25 protein-coding genes and 1 tRNA gene are annotated in these 26938 nt (G+C 49.2%); 7 read left to right on the top strand and 19 right to left on the bottom strand.

What is annotated here, in order from left to right:
• Window positions 1-112 precede the first annotated feature (112 nt).
• The gene (locus Q7S09_03365; GenBank protein MDO8558202.1) at window positions 113-1006 is read left to right on the top strand and encodes a class I SAM-dependent methyltransferase; all 894 of its coding nucleotides are present in this window, start codon (window positions 113-115) and stop codon (window positions 1004-1006) included.
• Window positions 1007-1100: 94 nt separating this feature from the next.
• Here the strand turns inward: Q7S09_03365 and Q7S09_03360 are convergent, their stop codons facing one another.
• From Q7S09_03360 to Q7S09_03335, 6 genes are all read right to left on the bottom strand, one after another.
• A complete protein-coding gene (locus tag Q7S09_03360; GenBank protein ID MDO8558201.1) occupies window positions 1101-2081 on the bottom strand; it encodes a DsbA family protein in 981 nt (326 codons plus the stop codon).
• 344 nt (window positions 2082-2425) lie between these two features.
• The gene (gene ruvB, locus Q7S09_03355; protein MDO8558200.1) at window positions 2426-3445 is read right to left on the bottom strand and encodes a Holliday junction branch migration DNA helicase RuvB; all 1020 of its coding nucleotides are present in this window, start codon (window positions 3443-3445) and stop codon (window positions 2426-2428) included.
• 621 nt (window positions 3446-4066) lie between these two features.
• A complete protein-coding gene (locus tag Q7S09_03350) occupies window positions 4067-5422 on the bottom strand; it encodes an MBL fold metallo-hydrolase (protein MDO8558199.1) in 1356 nt (451 codons plus the stop codon).
• 69 nt (window positions 5423-5491) lie between these two features.
• On the bottom strand, window positions 5492-6292 hold the full coding sequence (locus tag Q7S09_03345) for a hypothetical protein (GenBank protein MDO8558198.1): 801 nt from the start codon (window positions 6290-6292) through the stop codon (window positions 5492-5494).
• Between the two features lie 80 nt (window positions 6293-6372).
• Window positions 6373-7347, bottom strand: coding sequence for a YvcK family protein (locus Q7S09_03340; GenBank protein MDO8558197.1), 975 nt, complete (start codon window positions 7345-7347; stop codon window positions 6373-6375).
• Window positions 7322-7996: an HAD hydrolase-like protein gene (locus tag Q7S09_03335; protein ID MDO8558196.1), complete on the bottom strand. Its 675-nt coding sequence runs from the start codon at window positions 7994-7996 to the stop codon at window positions 7322-7324. The genes Q7S09_03340 and Q7S09_03335 overlap by 26 nt, the downstream gene beginning before the upstream one ends.
• Window positions 7997-8090: 94 nt before the next feature.
• Here Q7S09_03335 and Q7S09_03330 point away from each other — a divergent pair, with 94 nt between their 5' ends.
• Complete coding sequence (locus Q7S09_03330) at window positions 8091-9401, top strand: sugar phosphate nucleotidyltransferase (protein MDO8558195.1); 1311 nt, start codon at window positions 8091-8093, stop codon at window positions 9399-9401.
• Window positions 9402-9491: 90 nt separating this feature from the next.
• Here Q7S09_03330 and Q7S09_03325 read toward each other — a convergent pair whose 3' ends face one another.
• The 4 genes from Q7S09_03325 to dprA all read right to left on the bottom strand — a co-directional run bounded on the left by Q7S09_03325 (window position 9492) and on the right by dprA (window position 14155).
• Window positions 9492-10121: a hypothetical protein gene (locus Q7S09_03325; GenBank protein MDO8558194.1), complete on the bottom strand. Its 630-nt coding sequence runs from the start codon at window positions 10119-10121 to the stop codon at window positions 9492-9494.
• A 330-nt stretch (window positions 10122-10451) separates the two neighbouring features.
• Entirely contained in the window at window positions 10452-12281 is a 1830-nt protein-coding gene (gene glmS, locus Q7S09_03320) for a glutamine--fructose-6-phosphate transaminase (isomerizing) (protein ID MDO8558193.1), read from the bottom strand.
• Between the two features lie 118 nt (window positions 12282-12399).
• The gene (locus Q7S09_03315; GenBank protein ID MDO8558192.1) at window positions 12400-13182 is read right to left on the bottom strand and encodes a hypothetical protein; all 783 of its coding nucleotides are present in this window, start codon (window positions 13180-13182) and stop codon (window positions 12400-12402) included.
• Window positions 13183-13291: 109 nt separating this feature from the next.
• A complete protein-coding gene (gene dprA / locus Q7S09_03310) occupies window positions 13292-14155 on the bottom strand; it encodes a DNA-processing protein DprA (protein ID MDO8558191.1) in 864 nt (287 codons plus the stop codon).
• 191 nt (window positions 14156-14346) lie between these two features.
• Here dprA and Q7S09_03305 point away from each other — a divergent pair, with 191 nt between their 5' ends.
• Complete coding sequence (locus Q7S09_03305; GenBank protein MDO8558190.1) at window positions 14347-15276, top strand: M48 family metalloprotease; 930 nt, start codon at window positions 14347-14349, stop codon at window positions 15274-15276.
• A 179-nt stretch (window positions 15277-15455) separates the two neighbouring features.
• Here the strand turns inward: Q7S09_03305 and Q7S09_03300 are convergent.
• From Q7S09_03300 to Q7S09_03280, 5 genes are all read right to left on the bottom strand, one after another.
• Window positions 15456-15531 (bottom strand) — tRNA-Thr (locus Q7S09_03300).
• A gap of 145 nt (window positions 15532-15676) precedes the next feature.
• Complete coding sequence (locus tag Q7S09_03295; protein ID MDO8558189.1) at window positions 15677-17329, bottom strand: hypothetical protein; 1653 nt, start codon at window positions 17327-17329, stop codon at window positions 15677-15679.
• A 126-nt stretch (window positions 17330-17455) separates the two neighbouring features.
• Window positions 17456-18244: an ABC transporter ATP-binding protein gene (locus tag Q7S09_03290; protein ID MDO8558188.1), complete on the bottom strand. Its 789-nt coding sequence runs from the start codon at window positions 18242-18244 to the stop codon at window positions 17456-17458.
• Between the two features lie 6 nt (window positions 18245-18250).
• Complete coding sequence (locus Q7S09_03285) at window positions 18251-18622, bottom strand: response regulator (protein MDO8558187.1); 372 nt, start codon at window positions 18620-18622, stop codon at window positions 18251-18253.
• Window positions 18623-18696: 74 nt separating this feature from the next.
• On the bottom strand, window positions 18697-19923 hold the full coding sequence (locus Q7S09_03280) for a HAMP domain-containing sensor histidine kinase (protein MDO8558186.1): 1227 nt from the start codon (window positions 19921-19923) through the stop codon (window positions 18697-18699).
• Window positions 19924-19951: 28 nt separating this feature from the next.
• On the opposite strand from Q7S09_03280, the gene Q7S09_03275 reads away from it, so the two are divergent.
• From Q7S09_03275 to Q7S09_03260, 4 genes are all read left to right on the top strand, one after another.
• Window positions 19952-21097, top strand: coding sequence for an aromatic amino acid transport family protein (locus Q7S09_03275; GenBank protein ID MDO8558185.1), 1146 nt, complete (start codon window positions 19952-19954; stop codon window positions 21095-21097).
• Between the two features lie 6 nt (window positions 21098-21103).
• Window positions 21104-21622 (top strand): BCAM0308 family protein, encoded by a 519-nt coding sequence (locus tag Q7S09_03270; GenBank protein ID MDO8558184.1) that lies wholly within the window; start codon window positions 21104-21106, stop codon window positions 21620-21622.
• Window positions 21623-21738: 116 nt separating this feature from the next.
• Entirely contained in the window at window positions 21739-23160 is a 1422-nt protein-coding gene (locus Q7S09_03265) for an O-antigen ligase family protein (protein ID MDO8558183.1), read from the top strand.
• The gene (locus tag Q7S09_03260) at window positions 23129-23797 is read left to right on the top strand and encodes a DedA family protein (protein MDO8558182.1); all 669 of its coding nucleotides are present in this window, start codon (window positions 23129-23131) and stop codon (window positions 23795-23797) included. Before Q7S09_03265 ends, Q7S09_03260 begins: the two co-directional genes overlap by 32 nt.
• A gap of 180 nt (window positions 23798-23977) precedes the next feature.
• Here the strand turns inward: Q7S09_03260 and Q7S09_03255 are convergent, their stop codons facing one another.
• The 4 genes from Q7S09_03255 to Q7S09_03240 form a co-directional block, all read right to left on the bottom strand.
• Window positions 23978-24349 (bottom strand): hypothetical protein, encoded by a 372-nt coding sequence (locus Q7S09_03255; protein MDO8558181.1) that lies wholly within the window; start codon window positions 24347-24349, stop codon window positions 23978-23980.
• A 101-nt stretch (window positions 24350-24450) separates the two neighbouring features.
• The gene (locus Q7S09_03250) at window positions 24451-24777 is read right to left on the bottom strand and encodes a hypothetical protein (GenBank protein ID MDO8558180.1); all 327 of its coding nucleotides are present in this window, start codon (window positions 24775-24777) and stop codon (window positions 24451-24453) included.
• A gap of 108 nt (window positions 24778-24885) precedes the next feature.
• The gene (locus tag Q7S09_03245; GenBank protein MDO8558179.1) at window positions 24886-25449 is read right to left on the bottom strand and encodes a hypothetical protein; all 564 of its coding nucleotides are present in this window, start codon (window positions 25447-25449) and stop codon (window positions 24886-24888) included.
• 52 nt (window positions 25450-25501) lie between these two features.
• Window positions 25502-26812, bottom strand: a complete 1311-nt coding sequence (locus tag Q7S09_03240; GenBank protein MDO8558178.1) for a hypothetical protein — start codon at window positions 26810-26812, stop codon at window positions 25502-25504.
• Window positions 26813-26938 lie beyond the last annotated feature (126 nt).

The raw sequence follows: 26938 nt of genomic DNA, 5'->3' as shown, positions 1-26938 counted from the left end.
TCATTCCCAGTATAATCGGCAAACAGTGATTGGTAAACACTTGATTGACATTGAACTGGCGCCCTTATAGCATAAGGGGCAGCACTTTAATTCTGACAAAAAAGGAGCGCGTATGACATCTTTGGAACGCGTCGCATTGCAGTATCTGAGGCTCGATTCTCTTGAAGATATGAAGTGCATCCCCCGAAAAGAGCTTGAGTCCCGGCTGGATGAGGCTACGCCGAGCATTTTGGAGCGCCTTTCCGCCTCCGAAATCCTGCAACACAGCCGAGATGTGTACACCGAAACCGCCGACGAATACGCCGCAAACCCCCACACGCAATATGTGGTTGATGAGCTGATCGAGTTCATGGCGTTACTGCCGGAGGGAGCGTGCGTACTGGATGTCGGCTGTGGAACAGGCCGGGACGCTCTATTCATGTCCTGTCCCAACACACTATTCCGGGCTTCTCTCATGCAGAGAGAAAAGAACGGAAAAAAAACCATCGAAAAGTTTTCTCCGCCGCAGACCTCGCTTCGCATCATTGCGCTCGATGGATCGGACGGAATGTTAGAGAAAGCCCTAGAGTATCTTGCCCTGCACGAAGATCTCGTATTCGCCTATACGCCGCTTTTTATACTCGGCGACATGCACGATTTGCACGCGCAGGCGGAGATTCTCGGCGTGGGGTCGCTGGAAGGCATCTGGTCTTGCACGGCTCTTTTCACCCATACGCCACAGAAGCTGGCAAACGAGAGCTTGCGAGCTGTTGCCGAATTCCTCAAATCCGGCGGCGTGTTCTTTGCCAGTTACACCAATGGCAACGTTGCTGGCGCGCATGACAAACTTCTCGCATCCTCGACCGGACGCATCAAATACTTTTCTCAGCCGAATCCGGAAGTTGTAGCCGACCTTGCGCGACACCATGGCCTTCACCTCATACAAGAATCGGTTAGCGACTTTGAAATTGGCGGCAAGGTGGTGCAACGCGGCCTCTTTTGCTCCCAATTTTTCCGGAAACAGTAAGCGCTCTCGGCCAGCGCTTTTTCTTTTTCTTAACCCATCAAAAAAACGCCCCGCCGTAGCAGGACGTTTTTTATTTTACAGCTTTAGAAAGTGATCACTTTGCAGCAAGCGCCGCCTCTATTTTCTGCTCGAATGTAGCATAGGGCTGGGCACCGACCACGAGCTCTCCATCCACAAAGAATGATGGCGTACCGCTGACCCCATAACCGCTTCCTGCGTCATAATCTTTCTTTACCGCGGCCGCGTATTTTCCGGAATCAAGGCATTGGTCAAACTTGGAAGCATTCAAACCCATGGTTTTGGCCTGGCTTTTCAGGCTAGCAACGGCAAGGTTGGTCTGGTTCTGGTACATCCAGTCATGCATGGTCCAGTACTGCTTCTCGGACTGTTCCAGGGCGCAACGGGCCGCTTCGGCAGCCTTCTGGGCATTGGGGTGGAACGGCAATGGATAGTCGCGGTGCTGAAATGCTATTTTTCCGGTATCCACATATTTCTTTTTTATTTGCACCATGGAATCGGTGAAAAATCTTCCGCAGAAAGGACATTCGAAATCACCGAATTCAATGAATTGTACTTTTGCGTTCTTGTTCAGGATCGGCGTCTCGCCCCAAGTTACCGCCACTTTTTGTCCGGGCGCGGGAGCCTGCGGAGCTGCGGGAGCAATCGGTGCCTGTGACGGCAAACCTTGCCCCGCTTTTTGAGCACCCTCTCGCGGGCCGGATATTAAAACGCCTGCAACGATGAGTGCTGCACCGACAATAAGCGCGGAGACAATGTAGGGATTTTTCCAAACGGGCTGGCCTGCACTAACCCCCATGGACATATCCGCCGAAGAAGACTCCTCGGTTATGGAGACAATCTCCTCTTCAACCACTTCCCGCTCGCGCGCTATAAAGTGGCTCTCCAGCAGTAAGTAGACAGCTATAAGGAAAAATAAAAGCGCCGTATCTTTGAAATGCGCCGGTTCAAACCCCATGAATTCCCCGCTGCGTTCCGCGGCCCAGAAGAAAAAGAGGTGGAGAATCAGCAATGCGGCAGAAATTCTTGCAAAAAGACGAACGATCTTATTGTTCATAAAAAATAATAATTAGACAATAAAAAAAGCTTCTCCTGAAGTATAGCTTGTTATTTCTAAACGTCAATCCCGACCCTAGGGTAAGAATATTCTCGCACCCACAAACAGGATAAGAAGTCCCACCGTTGCCCCCAAGAGTATCGCCCAGATACCTGCCCTTGTTTCTCTATAAAGACTTTGCATGCCTATACTATACATGTATAAGGGGATCTTCTCAAAACAAGTTATCAACATGCCCGCCTAAATTTTTGCCCTGCGCACAAGATGCACATAAGCAAAGAGATAAGCTCTCGTTAATAATAACCCGTCATGTACCCGCAGGAGCATTGGGCGGGCATGGACATTCACAACAACACATTCCCCTTAGGAGCTTTCAACCCCAGATGCGCATAGGCAGCCGGAGTGGCAACGCGGCCTCTCGGAGTGCGGGCCATGAATCCAAGCTGCATAAGATACGGTTCGTAAATATCTTCAAGCGTATCCTCTTCTTCTCCCAAGGCAATCGCAAGAGTCTTGAGCCCTACGGGTCCCCCGCCGAATTTCTCGATAAGACCCCTCAACATCATGCGGTCCGTTTCTTCAAGTCCGTGCGTATCAACCTCCATCATGGAAAGAGATTCCTTAGCAACTTCTCCGGAAACATTCCCATCGGCCTTCACGTCCGCATAGTCGCGTATGCGCTTTAACAGGCGATTGGCTACCCGGGGAGTAAAACGCGAACAGGTTGCAATCTGCTCCAGCGCATCTTCGTCAATGTGCACCTGAAGGATCTGGGCGGACCTACGCAATATCTTCTTGATGTCTTCTTTATTATAATAATCCAGGCGAAACGTCATGCCGAAACGGCTTCGGAGAGGAGAGGAAAGAAGTCCGATGCGCGTGGTTGCCGCAATCAGCGTGAAACGGGGAATTTCAAGTGCCAGGGTGCGCGCGGAAGGGCCTTTGCCGATCAAAATATCAATGCGATAATCTTCCATCGCCGGATACAGCACTTCTTCAATGGTTTTATTCAGCCGGTGCGCTTCGTCAATGAACAGTACATCGCCTTCCTCCAGATTTGTAAGAATGGAAGCGAGGTCCCCCACTTTTTCTATGGCGGGGCCGGACGTCGCTTTCAGGTTTGAATGGGTTTCGTGAGCAATAAGATAGGCAAGGGTCGTCTTACCAAGTCCGGCGGGCCCATAGAGCAGCACGTGTTCAATGGGCTGTTTCCGTTTTTTTGCGGCATGAATGGAAATTTCGAGATTCTGCTTCACCTTTTCCTGCCCGACATATTGATCGAATGTTTTTGGGCGCAAACTTGGATCAAGCGCTCGGTCAAGCTCCTGGGGATATGGATTTGTGGGAGCATTGACACTTTTCATAGTTTCTGCTAAACTCTACTGTTCTCTCCGCGTCCCACTCTGATCTAGGGCCTCTGGCAAACATTGCTTTCACAAATGCCAAACTTGACACTTTAATATGTTTTCTGTCGTCATCTGTAGGCAATTAGCTCCTTTTAACACTTGGATGCCCGGGACTTTTTCATGATGGGTACGTTGGTCCCTCCACGAGCGTACGCCTCGGAGATATCCTGGAGCCGATTTCTTTACATCGGCACCAATTGCCTACAGATTACGCCAGAAAATTTATTTTCACAATAGCAATTGTCCGCATCCTAGCGTCGTGTGTTTTCCCACGCAAGGGATAAAATAAAAAAACGACCCCGCCATAGCGGGGTTGTTTTTTTGTTTACCTATATTCTTCCTCCCTTTTCAGAAATTTTGCTGTCAGCGAGCCATGTTGCCCAGCGAGTCAATTTTTCGGAACTCAAGGGAGGGATCGATTCTTTAACTTTGGGAGGGCTGAAACGTGCGCCTCCCTTGGGCAAAATGCTCCAGTGGAGCATTTCGCGGGTAGCTTCCGTGTTTCTGAAAAATGATGGCTACCCAGGAGGAGAAAAATGACGAGGTGGGAAATATACGCGAGCCGTCCACGGCAAAACTTCAAATCCCATACACATCTTGCCACATCGGCGCCTTCGCATCGATGCCCAGATGGTCGCGAATAAGCTGTACCAGGGAAAGTGCGGCCTGCTCCTCCCCTTGTACCGCAAACACGCGTTCAACGGGCTTTTCGAGACTTGCGACAAAATCGAACAACTGCTTCTGATCGGCATGTGCGGAATACCCCTGAATTTGCCGAACTTCGCACCGAACATCGAGCATTTCACCGAACATCTTCACCTGCTTCTCTCCGTCCAGCAGTCTCCTTCCCAGAGACCCCGCAACCTGATAGCCGATAATGAGCAGGATGCTGTTGGGATCGGAGAGATAGCGTCGCTCGTGATGCAAAATTCTCCCGGCGTTGGACATGCCCGAACCCGCAATAACGACTTTCGGCGAAGGAACATCGTTGATGGCCCTCGACTCCACAACGCTCTGGGTGAAACGCAGACCGGGGAACGAAAACACATCGTCTCCGGAATCATGTCCGTTTCCGTCATAGAACGCGCGGTATTTTTTGAATACTTTCGTGATGTTGGTTGCCAGAGGACTATCCACAAAGACGGGAAGCACGGGAACGCGCTTGTGTTCCACCAGCTCGTTCAGCTCAAAAATAAGTTCCTGCGTCCGTTCCATGGCAAACGCAGGTATCATAAGAACTCCCTTGCGCGACACCACATCCTCGACCGCGCGCTCAAGCAATATTGTGCGTTCGGCGCTATCGTGATGCAGACGATTGCCGTACGCGGACTCGATAACCAGGATATCCGTATGCGTGATTTTCTCCGGATCGGGCACAAAAGCGGATGGCGGATTTCCAAGATCTCCCGTAAAAAGAATGGTTTTGCCTCCTTTGCGCGTCTCATGGATCTCTACCATTGCCGAACCAAGAATGTGCCCGGCATTATAGAGCTGAACGGAAACTCCTCCCCCCATATCTACAGCGGTCTTATAGGGCATCACTTCCCATTGCGATAGCGCCTGTTGGAGATCGCCTTCGTCAAACAGCATTGAACGATCGCGCTTCTTGTTCTCTTCCTCGATGATATGCATGCTGTCCCGCAGAAGCACTTCGGAAAAGTCTTTCGTCGGAGCCGTGGAAAAAATCTTCCCGCGAAAACCATTTTTGACAAGTTTAGGAATACGACCCGAGTGGTCAATGTGCGCATGAGTTATAAAGAGCGCGTCAATACTTGAGGGAATATAGGGAAAGTTGTTGAAATTCCGGCCTTCGCAGTCATGGCATCCCTGGAACATCCCGCAATCCACCAGAATTTTTTTTCCTTCAATGGTAACAAGATAATTGGCACCCGTCACATGGCGCGCTCCTCCGCAAAATTGTATGGTGTTTGGCATACCATTATATACTATATCATTCTCCCCGTTGCGACAATTAAAAAACCCCTCTGAAGGGGTAGTTGGCTCTTAAGCCGTTTTTGTGAGAAGAATGCGCGCTTCTTTCACGACAGCATCTTTTCCGAACGCCGTCACACGGTCTTTCTCGGTACCATGCGCAACCTGAATGAACAAAAGATGGCCTTCCTTGGGGCTTTCCCCTACCGAAAGTTCATGAACATCTTTTTTGTCAACGCTGTTTCGCGTACAAAATTCTGCAACGCGCCCAGACTCAATTACGACCGAAACGATGCCATTAAGAATGCATCCAGAGACATCCAGGGCGTTTTCCAATCCTGTGAGATTCTGCGACCGGTACTTCTGAAGCGTCGCGCCGCCGCTCATGTCGTGAAATTTAATTTCTGTGATGCCGACGTATTTCAAGAACGCCACACATTCCTCGCAGGCCCAATAATGCCCCAGAAGATACAAAATCGCTTTACCCCTGAAAAAATCCCGGTAACCGGCGAGCTTATTGGTAAATCCCGGGAAATGCCACAACGTCTTTCGATCAACGTGTCCGATGCCAAACGCGTTGATGACCGCAACGATCTCGGCATGGATTGGCTTGCATAGCTCATAAGCCGCACCGGTCTGCGTCTGCATTCGGGGGCATTCAACAACCGGAAGGCCATAGAGCTGGTCCTGCGGACAGCACATGTTGTAGCCATAGGAAACGATCTTACCGTCCTGCACAATCAGCGCGGCGGTTTGGGTCTTTAGACATGTAGAGCGGGAAAGCAACACATGTCCGATGGCAAAAAAATCTTCATCGATCTTGGGATGTACGATGAGACTTACACACTCGCGGACCTTCTCATCTTCGGGCATGATGCGCCTCCAATATTTTCAAAGAATGAAGATGGCATCATAGAACAGAGATTTCCAAAAGTCAACTCGCCGGCGAAGTCCTAGACAATCGAAAGCAGCGCCCTTGCCAGCTTATCCGGGTCATGGCGAATAAGAGAACCTTCGGCAAGAACATCATGGGGAGCGCAGTGGTAGGCATCGCGCGGCAGGCAAGATACGTCACACCGGACAAATGCCGCTCCTTCCTTTTCATACGGATCGAGATGCTCTTTATGCGGTTCGGCAGTGTTGTAGAGCACATGCGTCAGAACCCCCTTCCCAAGATACTGCTCAATGGCCTCCACAAAATGATGCGCTAAAAATCCGTGAGTTTCTCCGCGCTTGGTCATCACATTCACGATATATACTTTCCGGGCTTTCGTGTCCCGCAAAGCTTCCCGCATCCCCTCTACCAGAAGATTCGGCACGATGCTCGTGTACAGATCTCCGGGCCCTATCACAACAAGATGCGCCCGGGTGATGGCGTCGCGGGCCTTGGCATTAAGCCGGCCGGCCGGATCAAGCCATACCTTTTCAATATGCAGGCTCGCATCATGTTTGGGAATATCGATATTTGTCTCGCCATGGACCTCCAGGCCGTCCTTGTAGCGGGCGTGCAGCCGCACGTTATCCAGCGTTACCGGAATAACCGAGCCTCGCACGCGCAAAATTTTCGATGCCTCATCAACGGCATCATCGAATCCTCCGTAGATTTTTTCGAGCGCAGCAAGAAATAAATTACCGAAGCTATGCTCTTCGACCGCGCCGGAAGGAAAGCGATAGTTAAAAAGCTTAAGCAAAGATTCTTCCGCTTCGGCTTCGGAAAGCGCTACCAAGGCTCTTCGGATATCGCCCCCCGGCAGGACTCCCATGCTGGTGCGTAGCGCGCCGGTAGATCCGCCATCATCGGCCATGGTCACGATGGCAGTTGGCCATACGTTGGGATATTTTTTAAGACCCGAAAGCACCGTATATGTTCCGGTTCCTCCGCCGATGACCACAATGTTTTTTTTAGTTTCGATGTTTTTTGTCTGCATATTCCGGCAAGCTCATGGAGATAACCAAGCTCTTAAGCTGTTTGAGATTTTGTACCATAAAACACCGCCTATGCGCAACTCGCTTTCTGTCGCGTCCCCTCCGTATCATGTGCGCGCTTGTAAGTTGCGGCATGACTTTAAGCGCCGCTTTATGCTCTTCGTGCCAGTCATCAATAAATATGATGCGCTCTCCTGGAGGAAACGTTGCGACAATGCGCTTGAGACGGCCTGCTTTGACATGCGGGGTTACCTGTATTCGATCGAAAAGCGACCGAACGGATGCGTGTTGTAATTTGGAGGCCTGGATAACGCGGTTTCCCTTTGTAAGCAGAATTTTTTTTCCGTGAAGCGTCGGCAGAATTCGAAAAACATCCGGATAAAAAAAATTATGCGCATGGATTCGGAAATACTTCAGCAACTGCCTTTGCAATGAAATAGGATATGTTCTTTTTGTGATACTGGAGAGCGAAGAGAAGATAGTTCTGGGCGTTGCGCAACCGCGGCGAGAGCGAAGCCTTTTGTCCTTTGAAAGCGCTTTTTTGAAAATCTGCCACGATACGCCATAAGGACGCAATGCATCCCGCACATAAGAGCGCAGAAGTTTTTCTGTGTCGAGCAAAGTATGGTCAAGATCGAATACGAACACCATAGTTGACTGGCAAATAGAATGATGCTTCAGTGTCTAAAACAGGCTATTTGACAGTATAACACAAAGAGAGCATGGCTCTTTAAGGAGGCGCCGAATGTGTACTAATACGGTGGTTGTACTCGCATCGGGAGACAGTTCCCGTTTCTGGCCGCTGGCGCAAGACCGCCACAAAACGCTCTATCCCATATACCAGGGCTCTACCATTTTCCGGATGACTCTGGGGGGACTTTTGCAAAATGGTTTTCGGAAAGTTATTATCACCGCAAAGCCCCGGGATGTCGAGCGAATGCGGCAAGAAGTCCCGGTCGATCTGGAAGTAGTCTTTGTCGCGCAGGAGCGGGCAGACGGCCAGGGAGACGCGTTGCTCAAAGCGGCCGCGCATGTTGCGGAAGAGGCGTTCTATGTCATTGCCGCGGATAAAATATACGCTAATGTTTTAATCGGCTCCCTGAAAGACCAAGCAAGGGTCGTCGGGGGTTGTAAATGCAGCCAAGAAAGCGTTCTCATCGCCACAACGCCAACAGACACACCTTCTCTGTACGGTATCGTTGAAACGATGGAAGTCGGCTGTGTGATCTCGAAAGCCAAGAGCATCATTGAAAAACCTATGGTCTGGCCGGAACCGCATCCGAGAAGAATCGTGAGCGCTTACCGGCTTACGAAAGAATTCATTGAAACACTCGCGGCACTGCCTTCAGGTCCGCAAAGTTTTGAAAAAGCCCTGGATGCTTACGCGAAAACGTGCGCCGTTTGGAGCGTCCCCGTCGACAATATTCCCGAGACTACGCTCAAATACCCATGGCATCTTTTAGGACTCAATCGCCTGCTTATGCAGAATCTTCAGCAAAAGATGCGGGATTCCTTTGATGTTGAAGAGGGCGCAACGCTTAAGGGGCCCGTTCATATTGAGAAATCCGTCTACATCGCGCGAAGCGCCGTGGTACGCGGGCCATGCGTCATACGCGAGGGTGCTCGCATCGGAGACTTTGCTCTCGTAAGAGACTCTTCCTACATCGGCAGAAATGTTGTTATTGGCGCTCACTCGGAAGTGAAGAACAGCATCATCTGCGACGGCACCAAACTGCACAACGCCTGCGTGCTTGATTCCATTATTGACGAGGGTTGCAACCTTGGCGCCGGAACGCACATCTCCAACTCGCGCTTTGATGGGAAGGCTATTACAAGCTTTGTGAGGGGAGAAAAAATCTCAACCGGTCTGAAACACTTTGGCATTGTGATGGGAAAGGGATCGCGCACCGCAACGCTCGCCAACTTCATGCCAGGAGTGAAGATCGGCAGAGGCTGTCTCATTGGTGGAAGTTTCGACGTAACTAAAGATTTATACAACTTTCATACTGAATACAGAGACGGTCGAGGGATGATCCGGACGGAATTCACGCTGTAGGTCTGCCATGAGAAGTGCTTGCATAAATATTAAAAAAACCGCTCCGCAATACTGCGGAGCTTTTTGATATTTTGCAAAAAATTCAGAGAGCTAGGCGAGCACGACGGACGGACTGCTGGCACCCCGGTTATTGCCGAGCCAGTCGTAGACCCGACCCCACTGGCTAGCGCCGCAGTAGAGATGCAATGCGTAGCGGTTGCCGAGCGGGTCGCGAAGAATGGTGCCGTCAAAGAAGATGTAGCGGATATTGCCATTGATCTTCTCCTCCCAGCTCTTTGGAATGCGATTCCTGTTCTCCCAAAGGAACTGGAAGATTCCGGCATCCAGGCGCACATGCCCCGCTTTCTTAAGACGTTTGACGCGCTCCTCGCCGGTGATGAACATTTCCTTGCCCTTGAGTGCATCCGCGAAGAGAATCTTGGAGAGATCCGCTTCGGTGAGTGCGCAAGAACGCTCGTCTTCATCGTTTGCACCAGACAAACCATCGCCATCTGCCGGTCCTTTCCAAATGGTCCAGCCTGCGCCGAGTAGAGCGGCCGGATCGAAAGCCTTGGAACGGTCGATGGAAATGATCTGGGGACCGGCAAGATCGGCGACCGAGACGCCGCGCAGTGCAAGCTCGAAAAGATGCCGGTTCACTCTCGAAGGGTGGACTTTCAGTAGAGCAGGAAGAAGCCCTGCTCCGTAATGATCTTGCAGTGCGCCTCTGTCTTTCGACAAATGCAACTGGTCGAAGAGGTTGAGCGCGTTTATGGCCTGCTTAAAGGTTGCCTCATCCACGGCAATCCTCTTTCTTTCCCTTTCGGGAAGATGGAATCTGCTGCCGAAGTTATGGCAGGAGCTACGCGAACAGTGAGTATTCGACGCAGCGGGAAAAAGCCATTTTAAAAGCCGCTTTCCGCTGTGCCGAAACCCTATTTTCTATAGTACATTAGCTTTAATTTCAAAGGTCTCTCTTTGTACTTAATTGATGCACCTATTTATTGTATTTATCAAGTACCCCGTTTAGGAGCGGGGGAAGGTTTATTGAAATTACGGGGTTTGTCCGCCTCACTCAACAGTGACACTCTTGGCCAAGTTGCGGGGCTTATCCACGTCACATCCGCGCAGTACCGCCACATGATACGCAAAAAGCTGCAGAGGAACGACCGCAAGAATGGGCATTAACATCTCAAGCGTTTTTGGAATGTAAATAACATCTTGCGTTATATTTTTTATGTTTTCATTTCCTTCATTGGCAATGGCGATGATCGGCCCTTTGCGAGCTTTTATTTCCTGAATATTGGAAATCATTTTCTCATACATGCTGTCGGTAAGCGCCATGGCCACCGTAGGAAATTTCTTGGAGATAAGCGCGATGGGGCCGTGCTTCATCTCCCCCGCCGCGTATCCCTCCGAATGGATATAGGATATCTCCTTAAGCTTAAGCGCCCCTTCAAGCGCCGTTGGATATTGATATCTCCGCCCGATGAAGAAAAAATTTTCGAACCCTGTGTAAATTTCCGCCAGCGCCTTAATCGCATTTTCTTTTTTAAGAATACGTTCGAGGCACGCGGGAAGCCCCTTAAGCTCCCGGAGAATTTCTTGTCCCGTTTCAAAAGACATTCCGCGCATGCGGCCCAGGTATACGGCAAGAAGCGCAAGCACGGTGAGTTGAGAGATGAACGCCTTGGTGCTTGCCACGCCTATTTCCGGTCCTGCGTGGTTATAGATGCCCGCATCCGTCTCGCGCGCGATGGAGGAGCCTACAACATTGACGATACCGAGCGATAAAAGCCCTTTTTTCTTTGCTTCGCGGATCGCCGCAAGAGTGTCGGCCGTCTCGCCCGACTGGGAAATTGCAAGCACCACTGTTCCTTCGTTAAAAGGTATCGCCCGGTAACGGAACTCCGACGCGTTATAAACCTCAACGGGAATGCCCGCATATTCCTCGATCATCATGGCCCCCGAAAGACCGGCATAGTAACTTGTGCCGCAGGATACGATGATAAGACGCTTTACTGCTCGGAGCGTATCGGCAATATCTTCCAAGCCTCCAAGCTTTGCGTTGCCTTCTTCAAAAACAATACGCCCGCGCAGAGCATTTTCAACGGCAAGCGGCGCTTCATGGATCTCTTTTGCCATGAAAAAAGGATATCCGCCCCTTTCCGCTTCCTCGTGCGACCACTCAAGAATTTCCGAGGAGCGCGTGAGCGCGCGTCTGTCGAGCGTTCGTAGCTTCCAGGCGTCCGGCGTAAGTACGGCAATTTCATCATCATTCAAATACACCACTTCCTTGGTGTGCGCAATAACGGCAGAGGCGTCGGAGGCAACCAGATATTCACCCTCCCCGATGCCAATAAGCAGGGGGCTGGACCTTCGTGCAACGACGATTTTCTGTGGCTCGCTTAACGATACAACCGCAAGGCCGAAGGTTCCCGAAATCAGTTCCAGTGCCTGCGACACCGCATCTTCCAGCACCATGGTGAGGTCATATCGTTCAATGAGATGGGCCAGCGTCTCGGTATCGGTTTCTGAAGAAAAAACATGCCCTTCTTTTTCCAGCATATCGCGCAGTTCCCGATAATTTTCTATGATGCCGTTATGCGCCACAAAAATAGTTCCCGTACAGTCGGCGTGCGGATGGGCGTTGGCCTCATTCGGCTGGCCATGCGTTGCCCAGCGTGTATGGGCGATGCCGACGCTTCCCGACACGGCGACATCTCCTATTTTTTCCTCCAATTTTAAAATGCGCCCGGGAGAGCGCACGCAAAAAGCCGTGTCGTTTTCCAACACGCAAACTCCTGCCGAATCATATCCGCGGTATTCAAGGCGCTTCAAACCGTCGATCAGTATAGGAAAGGCCTGTTTTTTTCCGATGTATCCTACAATGCCGCACATGCCGATGTTGTCTAAAATTTATAGCACTTTCCATTTCCAGCGTATCACGCGCAACACAAAGTGAAAAGTTGATATTAAAAAGGAGCGCTTTTGGCGCTCGTGGGTATTTGATGAATTTTCAAGGTTTCTGGTGCATGAGTTCGAGAGACTGACCCGGATCGGCATTAAGGAGATTGAGAAGAAACTGGGCTTCGGTTCGGTAGGGTTCGGTCGCACTGTCTGCGATGTATCTAATATTGCCCCTCATCGAAGAAAAAATGTGACGGGTATGCTCCTTGACAATAACTTCAGGAAGAAGCTCGATAAATTTCTTCCACGCCCTTGATTTTTGATCTTCTCTTGGCGCTCTTACCACAATCCATGCCAGGGAACTCTCGCTACCTTCAGCTATAAGCCTCTCCGCAGCAAGTTCCCGATCTCCGTCTCTGGGCGCAGCTACCATTATGCTATAAAGATCATCTCTACTAGAAGATCTTTTCAGAAGTTCTTCAGCCGCAGCATTTTTATACCTTTCTGGGACCGATCCCCTATCGCTCACGAGAAGTATAACGATTTCCACGTCATCTTCTGAGAGCTTCAACTGCTCCCAGGCCTTTTGCTTGTAGGGTTCCGGCGAAAAATAGATGATGGACCGAAGCGTATATTCTCCATATGGACCTCGAAGAAAATCGTCATGACTCAATAGCCACTCCGCAGCCAGCGCCTTATACGCTTCACCAATCTTTAAATCATCCAGCAAATTACTCACATCTTCCGCCTTCGGATTCTTCAGAAGATAAATCTGCCACACAAGCTCCGGAGAAAACGACGTGTCTGCGGCAGGGGTCTCCTGCGCTTTCAGACTATACGGAACAAAAATCAGAATCGCCAAAACGAAAACAAATCCGAAAATACGTTTCATTGTAAAACCTCCTTTTGGGCATTCGAGGCTCCCTCGAGAGCCGTCAAGATTTATGCGCGAGAATTGTAAAGGAACCGAGAAAAAAGTTTAGCAAGTTGTCCCTTAAATGTCAATTTCTTCGGAGCCCGTATATATTGCCGCCGAGATGCTGAATAGCATCTTTTATTTCAAGCATGGTGATGGCGCCATGGACCTGGGCGGCAGAAAGACCGGTCTCGCCGACAATAGCATCAAGATGCCTGGATTCTCCTTCAAGTATGGCAAGGATGCGCTGTTCCTCTGCCGATATATTTGCGGAGAGCCTGGTTCGCAAGCCCTCGGCTTCAAACCCGAATTCACCAAGAATATCATTGATGGTCTCTGTAAGTTTCGCGCCTTCCTTAATAAGCGCGTGCGGACCTTTTGAGGTCGCGGAGAAAATGGAGCCGGGTACGGCAAACACCTCGCGGTTATACTCGAGTGCTAGCCTTCCGGTGATGAGCGCCCCGCTTCGCTCTTTTGCTTCAATCACCAGCGTTCCTAATGTCATACCCGCGATAATGCGGTTGCGTTGGGGAAAGCGATACGGAAGAGGCTGGGTCCCCGGCTCATATTCGGAAATGATCGCGCCTTGACGCGCAATCCGTTCGGAAAGTGCTTTGTGCTCCTGCGGATATACCACATCAACGCCACAGCCAAGCACCGCGTAGGTGCGCGCGCCTTCAAGCAAAGCCGTCTCATGCGCAATGCCGTCAATGCCAAGCGCCATGCCGCTTACAATGCTAAACCCTGCGCGGCATAGCTCGCGGGTAAGATACATCGCGGCCTCCTTCCCATAGGCAGTCGGTTTTCTGGTCCCCACAACCGCAAACAGTTTCTCATCTTTTCCGGGAAGAGAACCATTTATATAAAGCAGTGGCGGGGAATCTGAAATCTTACTAAGGAGAGCCGGGTAGGCTTTGTTTGTTTGAGCAGTAACTTGAATATCGGGCATGATAGACAGTATATAAACAGAGAGAGAAAAATAGCAATATCCCGCCAAAGCGGGATCCCGCCCTCTTTTAGAAATTTTAAATGTGGGGCTGGATACATTGTACGCCTGCTCTGCCGGTGATACCCTATCTATAGGTCTTTACCAATACCTATATACACCAATGGAGGTGTCCGTTGAAACCCTACCGAAAAATGCCTATTCGCTATATTTTGGCGCTTACTTTGCTTTATGAGATCGCGTTTTGCATCATCCTGTTTCCTCCGCAGATATCTTCAGAAAATGCTGTCAAGCCGGCAGATATCCCGCAGGTTGTCGAATTACCAATGCCTGGAGGACAAAACCTTGAGGCGGATATCGAGAGCACCATACTCCGGATCCGTTCGGGCGTTCTGCCACCTATCGAAGAAGATGCGACACTTGATGCATCGGAAGACCTTCTGCAGCAGGATGTCCACCTTGTCTTTAACCACGCAGAGAGCGCTTTGTACATGAAGCGCATCGATGAACATCTTGGACGAGGCGCAATGGCCCGCAACGACCCCCATCATCATCGCATCCGCCTTTATGACGATCGTTTTATCCCCGTGAAAAACCAGGTGGTCCTTCAGCACAAATATCCATTTTCATTGCCGGGCGGAACCGTGTTTTTTGGCGCCCGGCTCTTTCTGAAGAGTGAGAGTGAGGCTGAAATTGCCGGAGTTCTGGCCCACGAGGCAGCTCATGGCATCTTGCGTCACACCGCCACGTCTCGCCTCTACCAAAAAAATATCGCCCGCCTTCAGGAAAGGGCAGAAAAAAATTCTTCTTCTTACGACCTGATGGTCCTTGCCTTCGCGACCGCATTTGTTTTTGCGGATTTCGATCGGAGCATAGAGAAAGAAGCGGATATGCTCGCCCAGGTCATCTTACGAGAAGCCGGATACGACGACCTTGCATTTACGACGGTGCTGAAAGAGAACCTTAGCCCCACCGAAAAATCCCGCATAAAACGGGCGGAAGAAGACAGTTTTGTAAACCGTTCTAAGGGGGCGCCGAGAAGGAAATTCATTATCGCAAGCCCCGAAAAATTCAGCGCCCTCCAATTATCGCTCAAGTATTATCTTGAGAAATATGAAAAGTGAAATTTTGTCCCCGCCTTGGCGGGGCTACAAAAGGAAACCCCGTACTTATCGAAATAAGTGCGTGGGTAAAATCGCTCCAAATGCTATTGAGGGGCGATTTTTTGTTTACCTTTTGTTCAAGCTTGGGCCAGCGGTCGGATTTGAACCGACGACCTGACGCTTATTTACCCCGTACCTTTTGGAGCCAGCGGTCGGATTTGAACCGACGACCTGACGCTTACGAAGCGCCTGCTCTACCAACTGAGCTACGCTGGCATCAAAAGGTACGGGGCGAAAACATTGCTCTTCCGGGACAACTCCCATTCATTTGGAAACAATGTAGTTGCCCGCAAAAAGCAAAGACATTTGCTTTTCGCCCACTGAGCTACTCCGGCATGAACGTTGTTTATGCTACTCGGTATTATGCTGAAACGTCAAGCGTCTTGATGCGGTGCGTACCGAGCCAAAGCAAAAAAATAAGCGTGAAAAGATTTAATGCGGCGAGCGGAATAATAACGGGTAGAAGAGCCTCGCTCTGAAAAAAATACGCCTGGATGGAACGAAAACCTGTAAATGCGGCAAGAGCAACGTAGCCAAGAGAGAGGGCGGTTACAAAAAGTCCAGGCATGGTGGTTGAGAGCTTATCCGGATCCCGGTCGTGAAAATTCGGCCATAAAACTCCCGCAACGAAGGAAAGGGTTACAAGAACCGTGCTCATGCCAAAAACAATCCACAAAAACACGAAAAGCTCCGGCCCCTCTAAACCAAGTACGCGAACCGAACCAAGCGCCAAAAAAATAATTGCGAGCGTTATCGGCACAAGACCAAAAAACAGTTTCTCCCAAAATACGCCGATACGTCTCAGGGGGCTTGCGAAAACCGCCCACGCACTTTTTCCTTCAAGAGATATGAGCGGAAACACAAATCGCAAAGAGAGCGTGGTAATAAAATAGCCGATAACGGCAAAGTTAAACAGAAGAACTCTTGAGAGTATTTCCTGGGTAAGTTCAATGCCGCGCGCCTTAAGCCTCCAAAAAAGAAAAAGGTACAAAAACAGCATGAAAAGAAGAAAAAACGCGCGCGTCGTCTCTCTCGGCGAGCGGAAAAATACAAGCATATCCTTCTCCAAAAGCGCCCCGATGGCTCCTTTGCAAAGAAGAGGAAACTTTTTGAAACCGGCGCGAATATATGCACTGTCTTCGGGACGGGCTAAGAACATACCTTCAAACGAACGAGAAAGCACTTTAAAATATGACCATCGGACAAGCGCAAAAAGCCCTCCGAGGAAAAGAAGCGTTTCAAAAACAACTGCTAGCGCTTTTTTGCCAAGTGCCGCCCCGGAATCTTTAAATAAAAATGCTACGGCGGCGTGCGTGGGAGTATTTTCGAAATGAGAAAAAATAAGGCCGACCGGAGCAGAGAGAACGTCAAAACGCTCTGCAGAAAACAACGCCTTAAGATCGATGGGAAGAAGCACGCGTCCTATAACATAAGCTCCCCCGATAAACAACGCCCCGATAAGCAAAGACATTCTTTTGCCCGATACCATGCGAAAGAAATGAATGAGGGCAAAATCGGCGATACCGGCAAGCGCTACAACTCCCACAAACACAACGCCAAATATTAAAGAAAACGATAGCGCGGAAAGAAGCGAGGTCGCATATACTCGGGAAAATGCGGCAATGGCGGGTATGCCAATGAGCAGTATGGGCCATGCGGATGCAAACAAGTTTTCCAGGAATTTCAAAAAGAAAATTTTGTAGCGCGAAAGCGGGGTAGAAAGCAAAAACTGATTTTCAGCAGAACCAAAAAGCATCCATAATCCCGATACCGTAGCACTCGCAAACACAAGAATCAGTATAATAAAAAAAGTTGCCTCAAGCGCATAAGCGGAGAGCGCAGCCCCAAAATAGAGATCTTCTGTAAAAAAACGAAAGCCTCGGAGAAATCCGAGATAGGCCCCGGCCGCAACACCAAACGAGACTGCGCAGAATGCCAAAAACACCATTATGCGCGCCCAATCGCGCGTTTTGAATATGCGAGCGATATAAAAAGGTTTTTGAAGAAAAAACATATTCTGCACGCAAATTTAAAATGCAAAACTCAAAATGAAAAATTTTGGAATATCGTGAAAGTTTTTCTTGCAGGAAAAACTTTCACTCCTTAATTTTGATTTTTGATATTTAATTTTTTATTTTATCTAGCTCGTGAGCGCAAGGTATACCTCTTCAAGATCGGCAGAGGGCTTGCCAGTCTTCGTGCGAAGTTCTTCAAGCGTGCCTATGGCGATCAATTTCCCTTTCTCCAAAATCCCGATGCGCGTGGCAAGTTCTTCGGCAACCGGAAGCGTATGCGTGCACAAAAACACTGCGCCTCCTGGGCGGATGCCATTTTCAGAAGCAAGGAGGCCGCCCGCAACATTCTCCACCGGAGAATGTTGCCCCTTTTGCGAAAAATCTTTTAGAAGCTTTTTTACCGTAAGAACGCTCTGCGGGTCAAGCCCCACCATAGGCTCGTCAATGAGCAGAATCTTCGGCCTATGAAGCAATGCCGCGATAATAGCCAGCTTCTGTTTGTTGCCGCGCGAATAATTTTCTACGTAGCCGTCAATGACTTCCGAAAGGCCCGGAAAAATCGATATCCACTCATGCGTGCTCCGGACCATCTCTTGGGAAGGCATGCGGTAAAGTGCGGCTACGAAACCGAGAAATTCCCTTCCGGACATCTTTTCGTAGATGAATGGCACGTCTGGAATGTAGCCGAGCAGAGCTTTTGCCTTCTCCGGCTCATTCGCCAAAGATATACCGCCAATCTCTATATTTCCCGCGGTCGGCATATAAAGACCGGCAAGCATTTTTACTGTCGTGGTCTTGCCCGAGCCGTTCGGCCCGATGCACGCAAAAATCTCTCCTGCGCCTATTTCAAGCGAAAGATCCGTAACCGCATTTTGCGCATCAAACTTTTTTGTGAGGTTTTTGATTTTAATCATGCAGGATCACCGTTTTCTTAAATATTCCTCTACTTTCTTAACCACGTCGGAAATAGAAAGATCTGACTTTACAATGTAATCGAGCGCCCCGAGCTTCAAGCCGGTCTCAATATCCGGGTCTTGCGAGAGGTTGGAGAGTATAAGCACGGGAATATCGGCAAGCTGCGCGTCTTGCTTCATTTCGGTAAGAACCTGAAAACCATCCTTTTTGGGCATACGGATATCCAAAAGCAGCATATCCGGCCTCTCGGAGTGCATTTTTAGGAGCGCCTCCTCACCGTCTCCGGCGATGGTCACCCGATAACCGGCATTTTCAAATTTTGTCTGAAATACTTTTTGCAGAAGTCCATCGTCTTCAGCTATAAGAAGTGATATCATAGTATATTTTTAACGTTAATGTTATGCGCGTTTATCCCGTCAGAAGCAAAATACTGATGCGAGCATCCCAGCTTCTAACGGGGCTTGTGAAACGTCGGGATAAGCTTTGGGTACTCCGAAAGCTGTTTCTCTCCATGATACGGCTTGGTTCCTTCAAGCGGTATGGTAAAAAAGAATGACGACCCTACGTGCTCTTTAGAGGTGAACCACAACGTTCCGCCGCAAAGTTCCACAAGCGAACGCGCGAGATACAGTCCAAGGCCCGTTCCTTCCGTATCATATTTTAGAACATTCGAAGCTCGAAAAAATTTTTCGAACATCCGGATTTTTTCCCTTTCGGGGATACCGTAACCGGAATCCCGAACCTCCCAGACCGCAAAAGCGCCTTTCCGAAATATGCGGACCCATACATTCCCACCGGCTGGCGTATATTTTGCGGCGTTTGAAAGAAGGTTCAAAAGCACTTCCCGAATGATTTTCTCGTCAAGCGCTATCGCGGGAAGACGCACATCAACGGAGAAGCTGCAGGTTTGCGCCCGCGCATTGAAAAGCGCTTCCGATTCCCGAATCACGCTCTTCGTGAACTCAACGCTATCGGTCTTCTGCGGCCTAACACTAAGCTTACCGGTCTCGATCCGTGAAACATTCAGAAGAAAATTCATCAATTCCACAAGACGCAATACCGCTTTATTTGCATCTTGCAGATATTCTTTCTGCTTCGCATTGATAGGACCGGCGTCCCCTTCCCTGACAAGCTCCATGAACCATCGGATGGCCGTAAGAGGAGTTTTTAGCTGGTGCGACGCAAGCGAAACAAATTCCGTCTTTGCCCGATCGAGGTCCTTTAAATGCTCGTTTGCTATTTCCAGCTTCACTGTTCGGATGTAGAGATCCTCTTCAAGTTTTCTTCTTAGGGTCACATCTTCAAAGGTGACAACGGCCGCAGAAAGTTCCTTTCCTTCCCGTATGGGCATGGAAAATGCCTGTAATAAGACCTCCGGTTTTTTTCCTCCCTGCATGACAAGATCGTCTTTCTGGGCTCCAATGCCTTTTTCAAGCGCGATATTCCAGGGAAGTTCTTGGGCAGGATACCGGCGAAGCTTTCCTCCCACGGCATAAAAAAGAAGATTTTTCCTAAGCGGAGAGAGCTGGACACCGAATAGTTTTCTGGCCCACACATTTGCCAAAGGTTTTTGATTCTTCGATTTTTTGAAAAATATAACGGCCGGAACGGGCAGTTCGTTGAATATCCTGGAAAATATGGATAATCCTGCCTGCGGAATACTCATGGTTCGCATCATACCATAGTATGGTATACTACGCATACTTATGCGTTCCGAAACAGTAAAATTTTTACAGGCACTGGCCGTGCTCATCGGCACCATTGTGGGCGTTGGAACTTTCGGCATTCCGTATGCGTTCTCTCGCGCCGGATTTTTTATCGGTCTGGGATATCTGGGGGTTTTAAGCCTTGTGGTACTGACGCTCCACCTTATCTATGGGGAGATTGTTCTGCGCACCCATGAAAAACACCGGCTTATCGGTTATGCCGAGATATATCTTGGGACGTGGGGAAAGCGCGTCGCGTCGCTTCTTATGATATTTGGCATATTCGGGACATTGCTTGCCTACACGATTGTGGGCGGAACGTTCAGTAAACTGCTCTTTGACCATTTCTTCGTCCTCGGAATCGGAACATGGAGCATTCTTTTCTTTGCAGTCATGGCCTTTTTCGTCATTACCGATTTTAAGACCGGCGCACCGGCGGAAGTCGCAATGAGCGCAGTACTTCTTACGATATTTGTCGCGATTATCGGCCGCGCACTTCCGGACATCTCTTTCTCAAATCTTTCGATGCCGAGCACGTTCCATGATATATTTTTGCCTTATGGTGTCATACTTTTTTCATTGGCCGGGGGCGCTGCGGTCCCGGAGCTTAGGGATATTCTTGCCGGAGACGGTAAAATGAAAAGAATCATTACGATCGGCACTTTGATTCCTGCCCTGCTTTATGCGCTTTTTGCCCTTAGCGTCGTCGGCGCTTTCGGCAATACGACCGCAACAGACTCCATAAGTTCTCTTGCTTCACGCTATGGATCATGGATGTCGATTGCCGGAGGACTTGTCGGTATTCTCACCGTCGCAACATCATTTATCGTTATGGGACTCGTGCTTAAACATGCTTTTATCTACGACCTTAAGATGCGCCGCAGTGTGGCCATACTCACCGTACTTACCGTTCCTCTCGTTCTTTTTGCCGTCTCAACACATGATTTTGTCAAAGTCATTAGTTTCGTCGGGGGAGTTCTGGGAGGAGTAGAGGGGGTCCTTCTCCTGAAGCTCCACCGCGCAGCCCGCGCAAAGGGCCAACGACAACCGGAATATTCCCTCCGCATGCCTCTTGGGGTATACTATGTATTGGGTACGGTATTCGCCGCCGGCATCGTATATGAAATAGTATTCACGATAGGATAAAAATGTATGCCAAAATCTATAAAAACAAAAATGGGTTCATGGGGATCCAAATCGACCTGGGGCGGCAGAAGTGATGCGTTCGGGAAAGCCGACGATAAGACCCGTGTGTGCAAAACATGCGGCGCCCGCTTCATGAAAAAACACTGGGTCCATTCTGCAGACACCAAAAAAACATCCGGAAAAGATGCGAAGATAGCATTCACAGAATGTCCCGCCTGCCGCATGAAACACGACCACACCTTTGAGGGCGAGATACTCATGCGCTCATTCGAAAAGACGCAGAAAAAAGAAATTTTGAGACTTATAAAAAATATAGGGGAGCGGGCGTACCTGCGAGATCCTATGGACAGAATTTTGGAGACGGAGGACTTGGGCGAGCGCATGCGTATAACCACATCGGAGAATCAACTTGCATTGCGCATGGGCAAAAAAATAAAAAGCGTCTTTAAGGGAGACCTTGTTATTCATTGGTCAAAAGAAGACGAGGTCGTACGCATCACGTGGGAGGGGCCTGCGACAAAGTAAATGCAAAATGCAAATCTCAAAATGCAAAATAATGGAGGCGCGAAGGTTTTGTGCGCAAAACCTTCGCAAGATTCCAAAATTTTGATTTTTGATTTTTGAATTTTGAATTTTCATCAGTGTTCATTCGCAGAGTATTTCGCACAATAGAGCTGACAGCAAAGAATCCTCTTTCCGTGGCACAGATCGAGAAACTGCTTATTGCGGTTTTTTGTTTTACCGTTCCAATCGGAACACGAACGGCCTTATGGCAGGGAAGCTTGGCATATTTTCCTTACAACACGGTGTTCCTCTACGCAACGGATATCTCCATGATGGTTCTGGTGGCGTTTTGGATGGTACGGACGGCATACCGCAACATGCCACGACCAAAAAGTCTTACCGGACTCAGCGCGATGCTCCTCCTTGGCATCGGCCTTGTATCTGCGCTCATAAGTGAATCCCCCGCACTTGGCATTGCGTTTGTCGCAAGATTTGCGCTTTTTGTCATTTTTATAGCCCTTCTTTCAAAAAGATTCTCAACTCTTCCATATGCCGCGTTCTTCATTCCCATTTTTTTAAGCGGCGCGCTGCAGGCCGGGCTTTCGTGGTTCCAATTTTTTTCCGGACATAGCGCGGGCCTGTGGTTTTTAGGCGAGCAGACGATTGGTGCAAACATTGCCGGTGTTGCAAAATTTGAGGCGTTGGGGACAACGTTCGTTCGCGCCTACGGAACGCTCCCGCATCCGAATGTGCTTGCGGCGTTTTTGATATTCGCAATCTTCATGTCCGCATACGCGTACACGCAAAAAAGCGCAAGTGGCGCAGTATCGAGCAGTCTGTGGTTGGGAGGTATTGCGCTTATGCTCACGTCGCTCCTTTTCACGTTTTCACGAAGCGGATGGATAGCACTGGGCATCGGGCTTGCCATACTGGGCGCGTGGATCATCGTAAAGAAAAACGTCTTATCTCCCGGAGAAAAAAATCGGATCTACGCGCTGTGCATAATATTTTTGAGCGCAGCTCTCTTCGCATGGCTATTCTTTTCCAACGAAATACAAAGCCGCAAGAATCTCGCACTCGAAGACCAGGCGGTTCAAATACGCCTTGAGGGAATCTATTGGGCCGCCAAAATGATCGATGCGGATAAATTCTTTGGCGTAGGGCCCGGTCAGTTCGTGCAGAACATCGAACGCCACACGGGTGCGCTTCCGGAGCCGTGGATGTATCAGCCCGTACATAACGCTTACCTGCTTATTGCTTCGGAATTCGGACTTTTTGGGCTTTTGGTTTTTCTATTTTTTATCGGCTCCGTGCTACGCACATGGTCGCAACATCGTAAAGGCAGAGATGCGGATACACTATGGCACACCGTCACGCTTGCCCTCTTTGCCTCCTTTCTGGCCTTGGGGATTTCTGATCACTATTTTTTCACACTGGAGCAGGGTTTTTCACTATTTTGCATAAGCGTTTTATTAACGTTCACCCGCCTAAATTTTACCACGCAAAATTTAGATGGACTCGCTCGCCATGGATCATTTTCTCAACATCCTGCAGCATAATGATGAGGTAATCCGCCGATGGGGGTATATCATATTCTTCGGCGCTTCGTGGATCGAGGGATTCAATAGCATGATTTTTGCGGGATTCATCGCTTCACTGGGAAAGCTTAATATTTTTTTGGTGATCCCTCTGATCACTGTCGGGCATTCTTTCTCCGGATTTTCATGGTATGCGGTCGGATTTTTCGGCGGAGCCAGCTCTGTCGTGCGCTGGGGAAAGTATCTGCGGATCAGCAACGAACATCTTGAGGAGGCGCGAACATACTTTGAAAGGCATGGCGGAAAAGCCATTGTTATCACCAAGTTCACCGTCGGTTTTACCATAGCCACCCTTATCCTCGCAGGAACCCTCAAGATGCGTTTGAAAAAATTTGCCGTGTATAATCTCCTTGGATCGGCGATATGGGCGTGCCTCACGGGACTTTTCGGCTATACCTTTGGCCTCTCTTTCAAATTGCTTACGCATTATATAGAAAGCCTCACATACCTTGTTGTCTTTTTCTTTATATTTCTGGCAGGAGCTATAGGGCTTTGGTACGTTTTGCGAGCCATCTTTCGCACTTCTTTGCTACGCGCCATATCAGAAGGTTTAACGTCTCTCGTCAAGCTCGGGAGTAGCCGTTCGAAGAAGCCCTGAAGGCTCTCGAATCCGAAGAAGAGGCCCTGCGCTTATGCAAACATCAGGGCAAGAAAATTCTTGAGCTCTCTCTGCGAGATCTTCGAGACCCGGAAAATCGGAAAGATGAAAGTGGATTACCATAACAAAAAACTACCACGGCCTTGCGGTCGTGGTAGTAAACTTAAAGGGTTCTGGCGGTCATGGATGAACGAGGCCGGCGTATTGGCCAGCTTTTACGTAAATACACTCTTCCCCTATCAGTGATGCGATCTTTGCAAGCTTTCTTAAAAGAAGCGGAATGCGGTCCTTGCCGAGAAATGACACCTCATATTCACGGCACTCATCGGAAATGGCCGCTTTTTCGATATCCCGCCAAAAGCCAAAGCTGGGAATGGTCAGACATGTGTAGGCGCCGAAATTCTCTATAAGAAATCTATGCAAGTCTTCTTCTACCGTTGTGTTGCCGATGGGTTGCTTCAGTTTTTTTGCAGGAATAAGAAAAACTGCTGGGCGACCCAGATCTTCTACCACATAGCCCTCGCCATGCAAAGAAGTCCATTTGCTTTCCATAAAATAAAACTTTCTTTGAAATGAAGCTCAGCGGATCTACAGCCGAGAAGTTCGTCTCAGTTTTAATTAAAGTTTAGTCCCCACAACAAAATTCAACGTTTTTACTCTTCGTGTTTCCCGCCACTCCCTTCGTCGGGCTTTTGGATCGATTCCCAAAGCTCAAGCCCTTCGGCGACCTCTTCATTATCCTCGGTGTGGTAGTGATGTTCTTTTTCTTCAACATCCGTATCGTCGAGCAGTGCGTCTTCCACGTCCTGCTCGGCACCCAAGATGTGCCACCCTTCGTCTTTCATGCAGGAGAGGCACTCACTGAACGACTCACCCGTTTTGAGAAGTTTTTTGAACCCGCAGGGCACGCACACATATTCGCCTTCATGAGGAGCCAAATCGCCAACATGGTACGGCTCGGGGTGAGGTTTATGGGTCATAGAATGCTTACTCCGATGCCAATATACGAATTGATGCGAATGCAACGAATAAGAAAGTTATTTTATTCGTATCATTCGAATGCATTCGTTGATTTGCATCGCATGTCTTTAGATGATTTTAAGCTCTTTGAGAGCCTGTTCATACGCCGCGAAGGCGGTCTGGGCATCTATCAGATCAAATGTAGCCCCGGTTTCATGCACCAATTCGTTCCTGAACTTGTGTGCAAACAGCACGTCATTCATGTTGGATAACAGCGGCATCTCCGGACTGGCCACGCGTTCAATGAACGTCTCGCCCGGGATTCTCCGATCGCGAAGCACGTTATCAAAAAGTGCGTCCGCATCGATCAAGGCAAGGCGCTTCTCCGCAAGCGAATGAGAAGACCATAGTTTTACCACATTTCTCCATTCCTCGTGTTCGTAATATTCGACCTGGGGATCTATCTCCGGCTCTGCTGCCTTGGTATTAATGACTTTTTGATATGCGGCAGCGAATATTCCGTGATGCTTTTTTAGCACCCACACGATACCAACAAGCATTACCGCTGAAATAATAAAAGAAATTATTTTTATCCAAAAGATGGCGCGAGTCCAGTCCGTTGTGACAAAAAAATCAATGATCGCGTTGCCAACGGTGAAAATTTGGGCAAGATAGAGTTGGTGTGATTCCATATTCCGTCTTTATTGCAAGAGCGCGGCAGAAGTATTGCGGATTATCTTATTCTTATTTTTTCTTTTTTGTCCAGGGCGTTTCCTCTTCTCCGCCGAAGATAGGAAGTCCTGCCGGCGGGCCTATTTTCCGCGACTCAACCCTCTGCACAAAGGGAGCAGTCAGCACTAGATGCGATGGCAGGTGCCAAATGGTCGCAAGCTCTTCGGTATTGAGCACGAAGGTCTTCGATTTCACATTCCAGTCGAATACCTCCGATGTGGCGATCTTTGAAAAAAATGATTCCTCGGGCATCCGCCGTTCTCTGAAGTTCCGTAGCATGCGGCGCTTCCGCCCGCGAAGGCGTATCTCGGGAAAAATATAGGGAGATTTTACCCACCATGTTTCCGTGCGAGCTCCCGAATTCTGTCTGAAGAAATTCATTCGAAAATCCGCATACTGGTTGAAGCAGGAAAACACGCCGCGGCGCGCAAGGTTCGTGCTGAAAATATCCTTGGGTGCCAAGTACATATAGCGGATAATCGTCTCAAATCCGGGCTTTGAGATATTCAGATTAATGGCCTTGAGGAGGTCTACTTCCCCGGGTGTGCGGGCAATCATTTTTTCCACTTCTTCAACATCTCCGCCCGGCATCACTTTTGTCTTTTTGTGTATGTTCGAAGTCTTGAGTTTATCGAGAAGCTTCTTCCCTTGTAACTGCCAAGTATCGTCTGCGGGACGAACGAGTATCTGTAAAAGAATTTTCTCTCCCCGTTTCGCCTTACCCAAAATCTCCACGAGCGCCGAGACCGGATCGATCTGTTCCTCTTCGACCGTTGAACTGAACTCCGCATAAGTGCGGATGGGATATGCGTCTTCTCGGGCAAGCCTCAGTTCGCTTCCCCAGAGACTATATCCGCTTTCATCCATTTCCTGCATGGACTTGGGTACCGTAGCCATGTAATCCGAAACTTCCAAAATTTCCAGATCCGGGTAGTGTGCGTAAAAAACAGCCTCTATGATGTGCCGGTGTTTTGTCGGCGTTCGAACATAAAAATGAATGTCGCCGGAAAAACTTGCGATCTCAAAACTGAACCAGAGCGTCACTTCGCCATCCACATATGTTTCGATGATATTATCCGCCTTGTTGCGAAGCCCGTATAACCCCGCAAAGATCTGCTCCATGGCCTTCGGGGTTTTTTTAAGCTCGCGGGGAACACGGATCTCAAGCAGCGACCAGCGGATAGATGCTTTGAATTTCGCGCGTACATATGTAAGCCACGATTGCACCAAAATAAAGCCTAAAAGAATAGGCAGCCAGATCCACCAATAGCCGGCAATGGCGATAAACTGCGGAGCAAGTTCGGATAGCGTTGGAGGAGACATATACTACCTTCCAGTATAAGACAAAATGAATAGGTGCACTAGAGACGGATCAATGCGCGCCCGATGCTGCAACAGAAAGAGGTTTTTTGAAAAGACCCGAGATCGCCTGCGCCAATTAACTTGCTA

This window comes from bacterium (assembly GCA_030649025.1).
Lineage (GTDB): Bacteria > Patescibacteriota > Minisyncoccia > JAUYLV01 > JAUYLV01 > JAUSGO01.
This window is presented reverse-complemented; position numbering and strand designations above follow the sequence as displayed.

Excerpts from the sequence above, each read along its gene's own strand:
- Q7S09_03255 (MDO8558181.1), bottom strand. The coding sequence starts at position 24,349 with ATGGAAAGCAAATGGACTTCTTTGCATGGCGAGGGCTATGTGGTAGAA.
- Q7S09_03345 (MDO8558198.1), bottom strand. The coding sequence starts at position 6,292 with ATGCCCGAAGATGAGAAGGTCCGCGAGTGTGTAAGTCTCATCGTACAT.
- Q7S09_03330 (MDO8558195.1), top strand. The coding sequence starts at position 8,091 with ATGTGTACTAATACGGTGGTTGTACTCGCATCGGGAGACAGTTCCCGT.
- Q7S09_03240 (MDO8558178.1), bottom strand. The coding sequence starts at position 26,812 with ATGTCTCCTCCAACGCTATCCGAACTTGCTCCGCAGTTTATCGCCATT.
- Q7S09_03335 (MDO8558196.1), bottom strand. The coding sequence starts at position 7,996 with ATGGTGTTCGTATTCGATCTTGACCATACTTTGCTCGACACAGAAAAA.
- Q7S09_03245 (MDO8558179.1), bottom strand. The coding sequence starts at position 25,449 with ATGGAATCACACCAACTCTATCTTGCCCAAATTTTCACCGTTGGCAAC.
- Q7S09_03365 (MDO8558202.1), top strand. The coding sequence starts at position 113 with ATGACATCTTTGGAACGCGTCGCATTGCAGTATCTGAGGCTCGATTCT.
- Q7S09_03280 (MDO8558186.1), bottom strand. The coding sequence starts at position 19,923 with ATGATGCGAACCATGAGTATTCCGCAGGCAGGATTATCCATATTTTCC.
- Q7S09_03350 (MDO8558199.1), bottom strand. The coding sequence starts at position 5,422 with ATGCCAAACACCATACAATTTTGCGGAGGAGCGCGCCATGTGACGGGT.
- Q7S09_03305 (MDO8558190.1), top strand. The coding sequence starts at position 14,347 with ATGCCTATTCGCTATATTTTGGCGCTTACTTTGCTTTATGAGATCGCG.
- Q7S09_03290 (MDO8558188.1), bottom strand. The coding sequence starts at position 18,244 with ATGATTAAAATCAAAAACCTCACAAAAAAGTTTGATGCGCAAAATGCG.
- Q7S09_03340 (MDO8558197.1), bottom strand. The coding sequence starts at position 7,347 with ATGCAGACAAAAAACATCGAAACTAAAAAAAACATTGTGGTCATCGGC.
- Q7S09_03360 (MDO8558201.1), bottom strand. The coding sequence starts at position 2,081 with ATGAACAATAAGATCGTTCGTCTTTTTGCAAGAATTTCTGCCGCATTG.
- Q7S09_03270 (MDO8558184.1), top strand. The coding sequence starts at position 21,104 with ATGCCAAAATCTATAAAAACAAAAATGGGTTCATGGGGATCCAAATCG.
- ruvB (MDO8558200.1), bottom strand. The coding sequence starts at position 3,445 with ATGAAAAGTGTCAATGCTCCCACAAATCCATATCCCCAGGAGCTTGAC.
- Q7S09_03275 (MDO8558185.1), top strand. The coding sequence starts at position 19,952 with ATGCGTTCCGAAACAGTAAAATTTTTACAGGCACTGGCCGTGCTCATC.
- Q7S09_03250 (MDO8558180.1), bottom strand. The coding sequence starts at position 24,777 with ATGACCCATAAACCTCACCCCGAGCCGTACCATGTTGGCGATTTGGCT.
- glmS (MDO8558193.1), bottom strand. The coding sequence starts at position 12,281 with ATGTGCGGCATTGTAGGATACATCGGAAAAAAACAGGCCTTTCCTATA.
- dprA (MDO8558191.1), bottom strand. The coding sequence starts at position 14,155 with ATGCCCGATATTCAAGTTACTGCTCAAACAAACAAAGCCTACCCGGCT.
- Q7S09_03260 (MDO8558182.1), top strand. The coding sequence starts at position 23,129 with ATGGATCATTTTCTCAACATCCTGCAGCATAATGATGAGGTAATCCGC.
- Q7S09_03315 (MDO8558192.1), bottom strand. The coding sequence starts at position 13,182 with ATGAAACGTATTTTCGGATTTGTTTTCGTTTTGGCGATTCTGATTTTT.
- Q7S09_03295 (MDO8558189.1), bottom strand. The coding sequence starts at position 17,329 with ATGTTTTTTCTTCAAAAACCTTTTTATATCGCTCGCATATTCAAAACG.
- Q7S09_03285 (MDO8558187.1), bottom strand. The coding sequence starts at position 18,622 with ATGATATCACTTCTTATAGCTGAAGACGATGGACTTCTGCAAAAAGTA.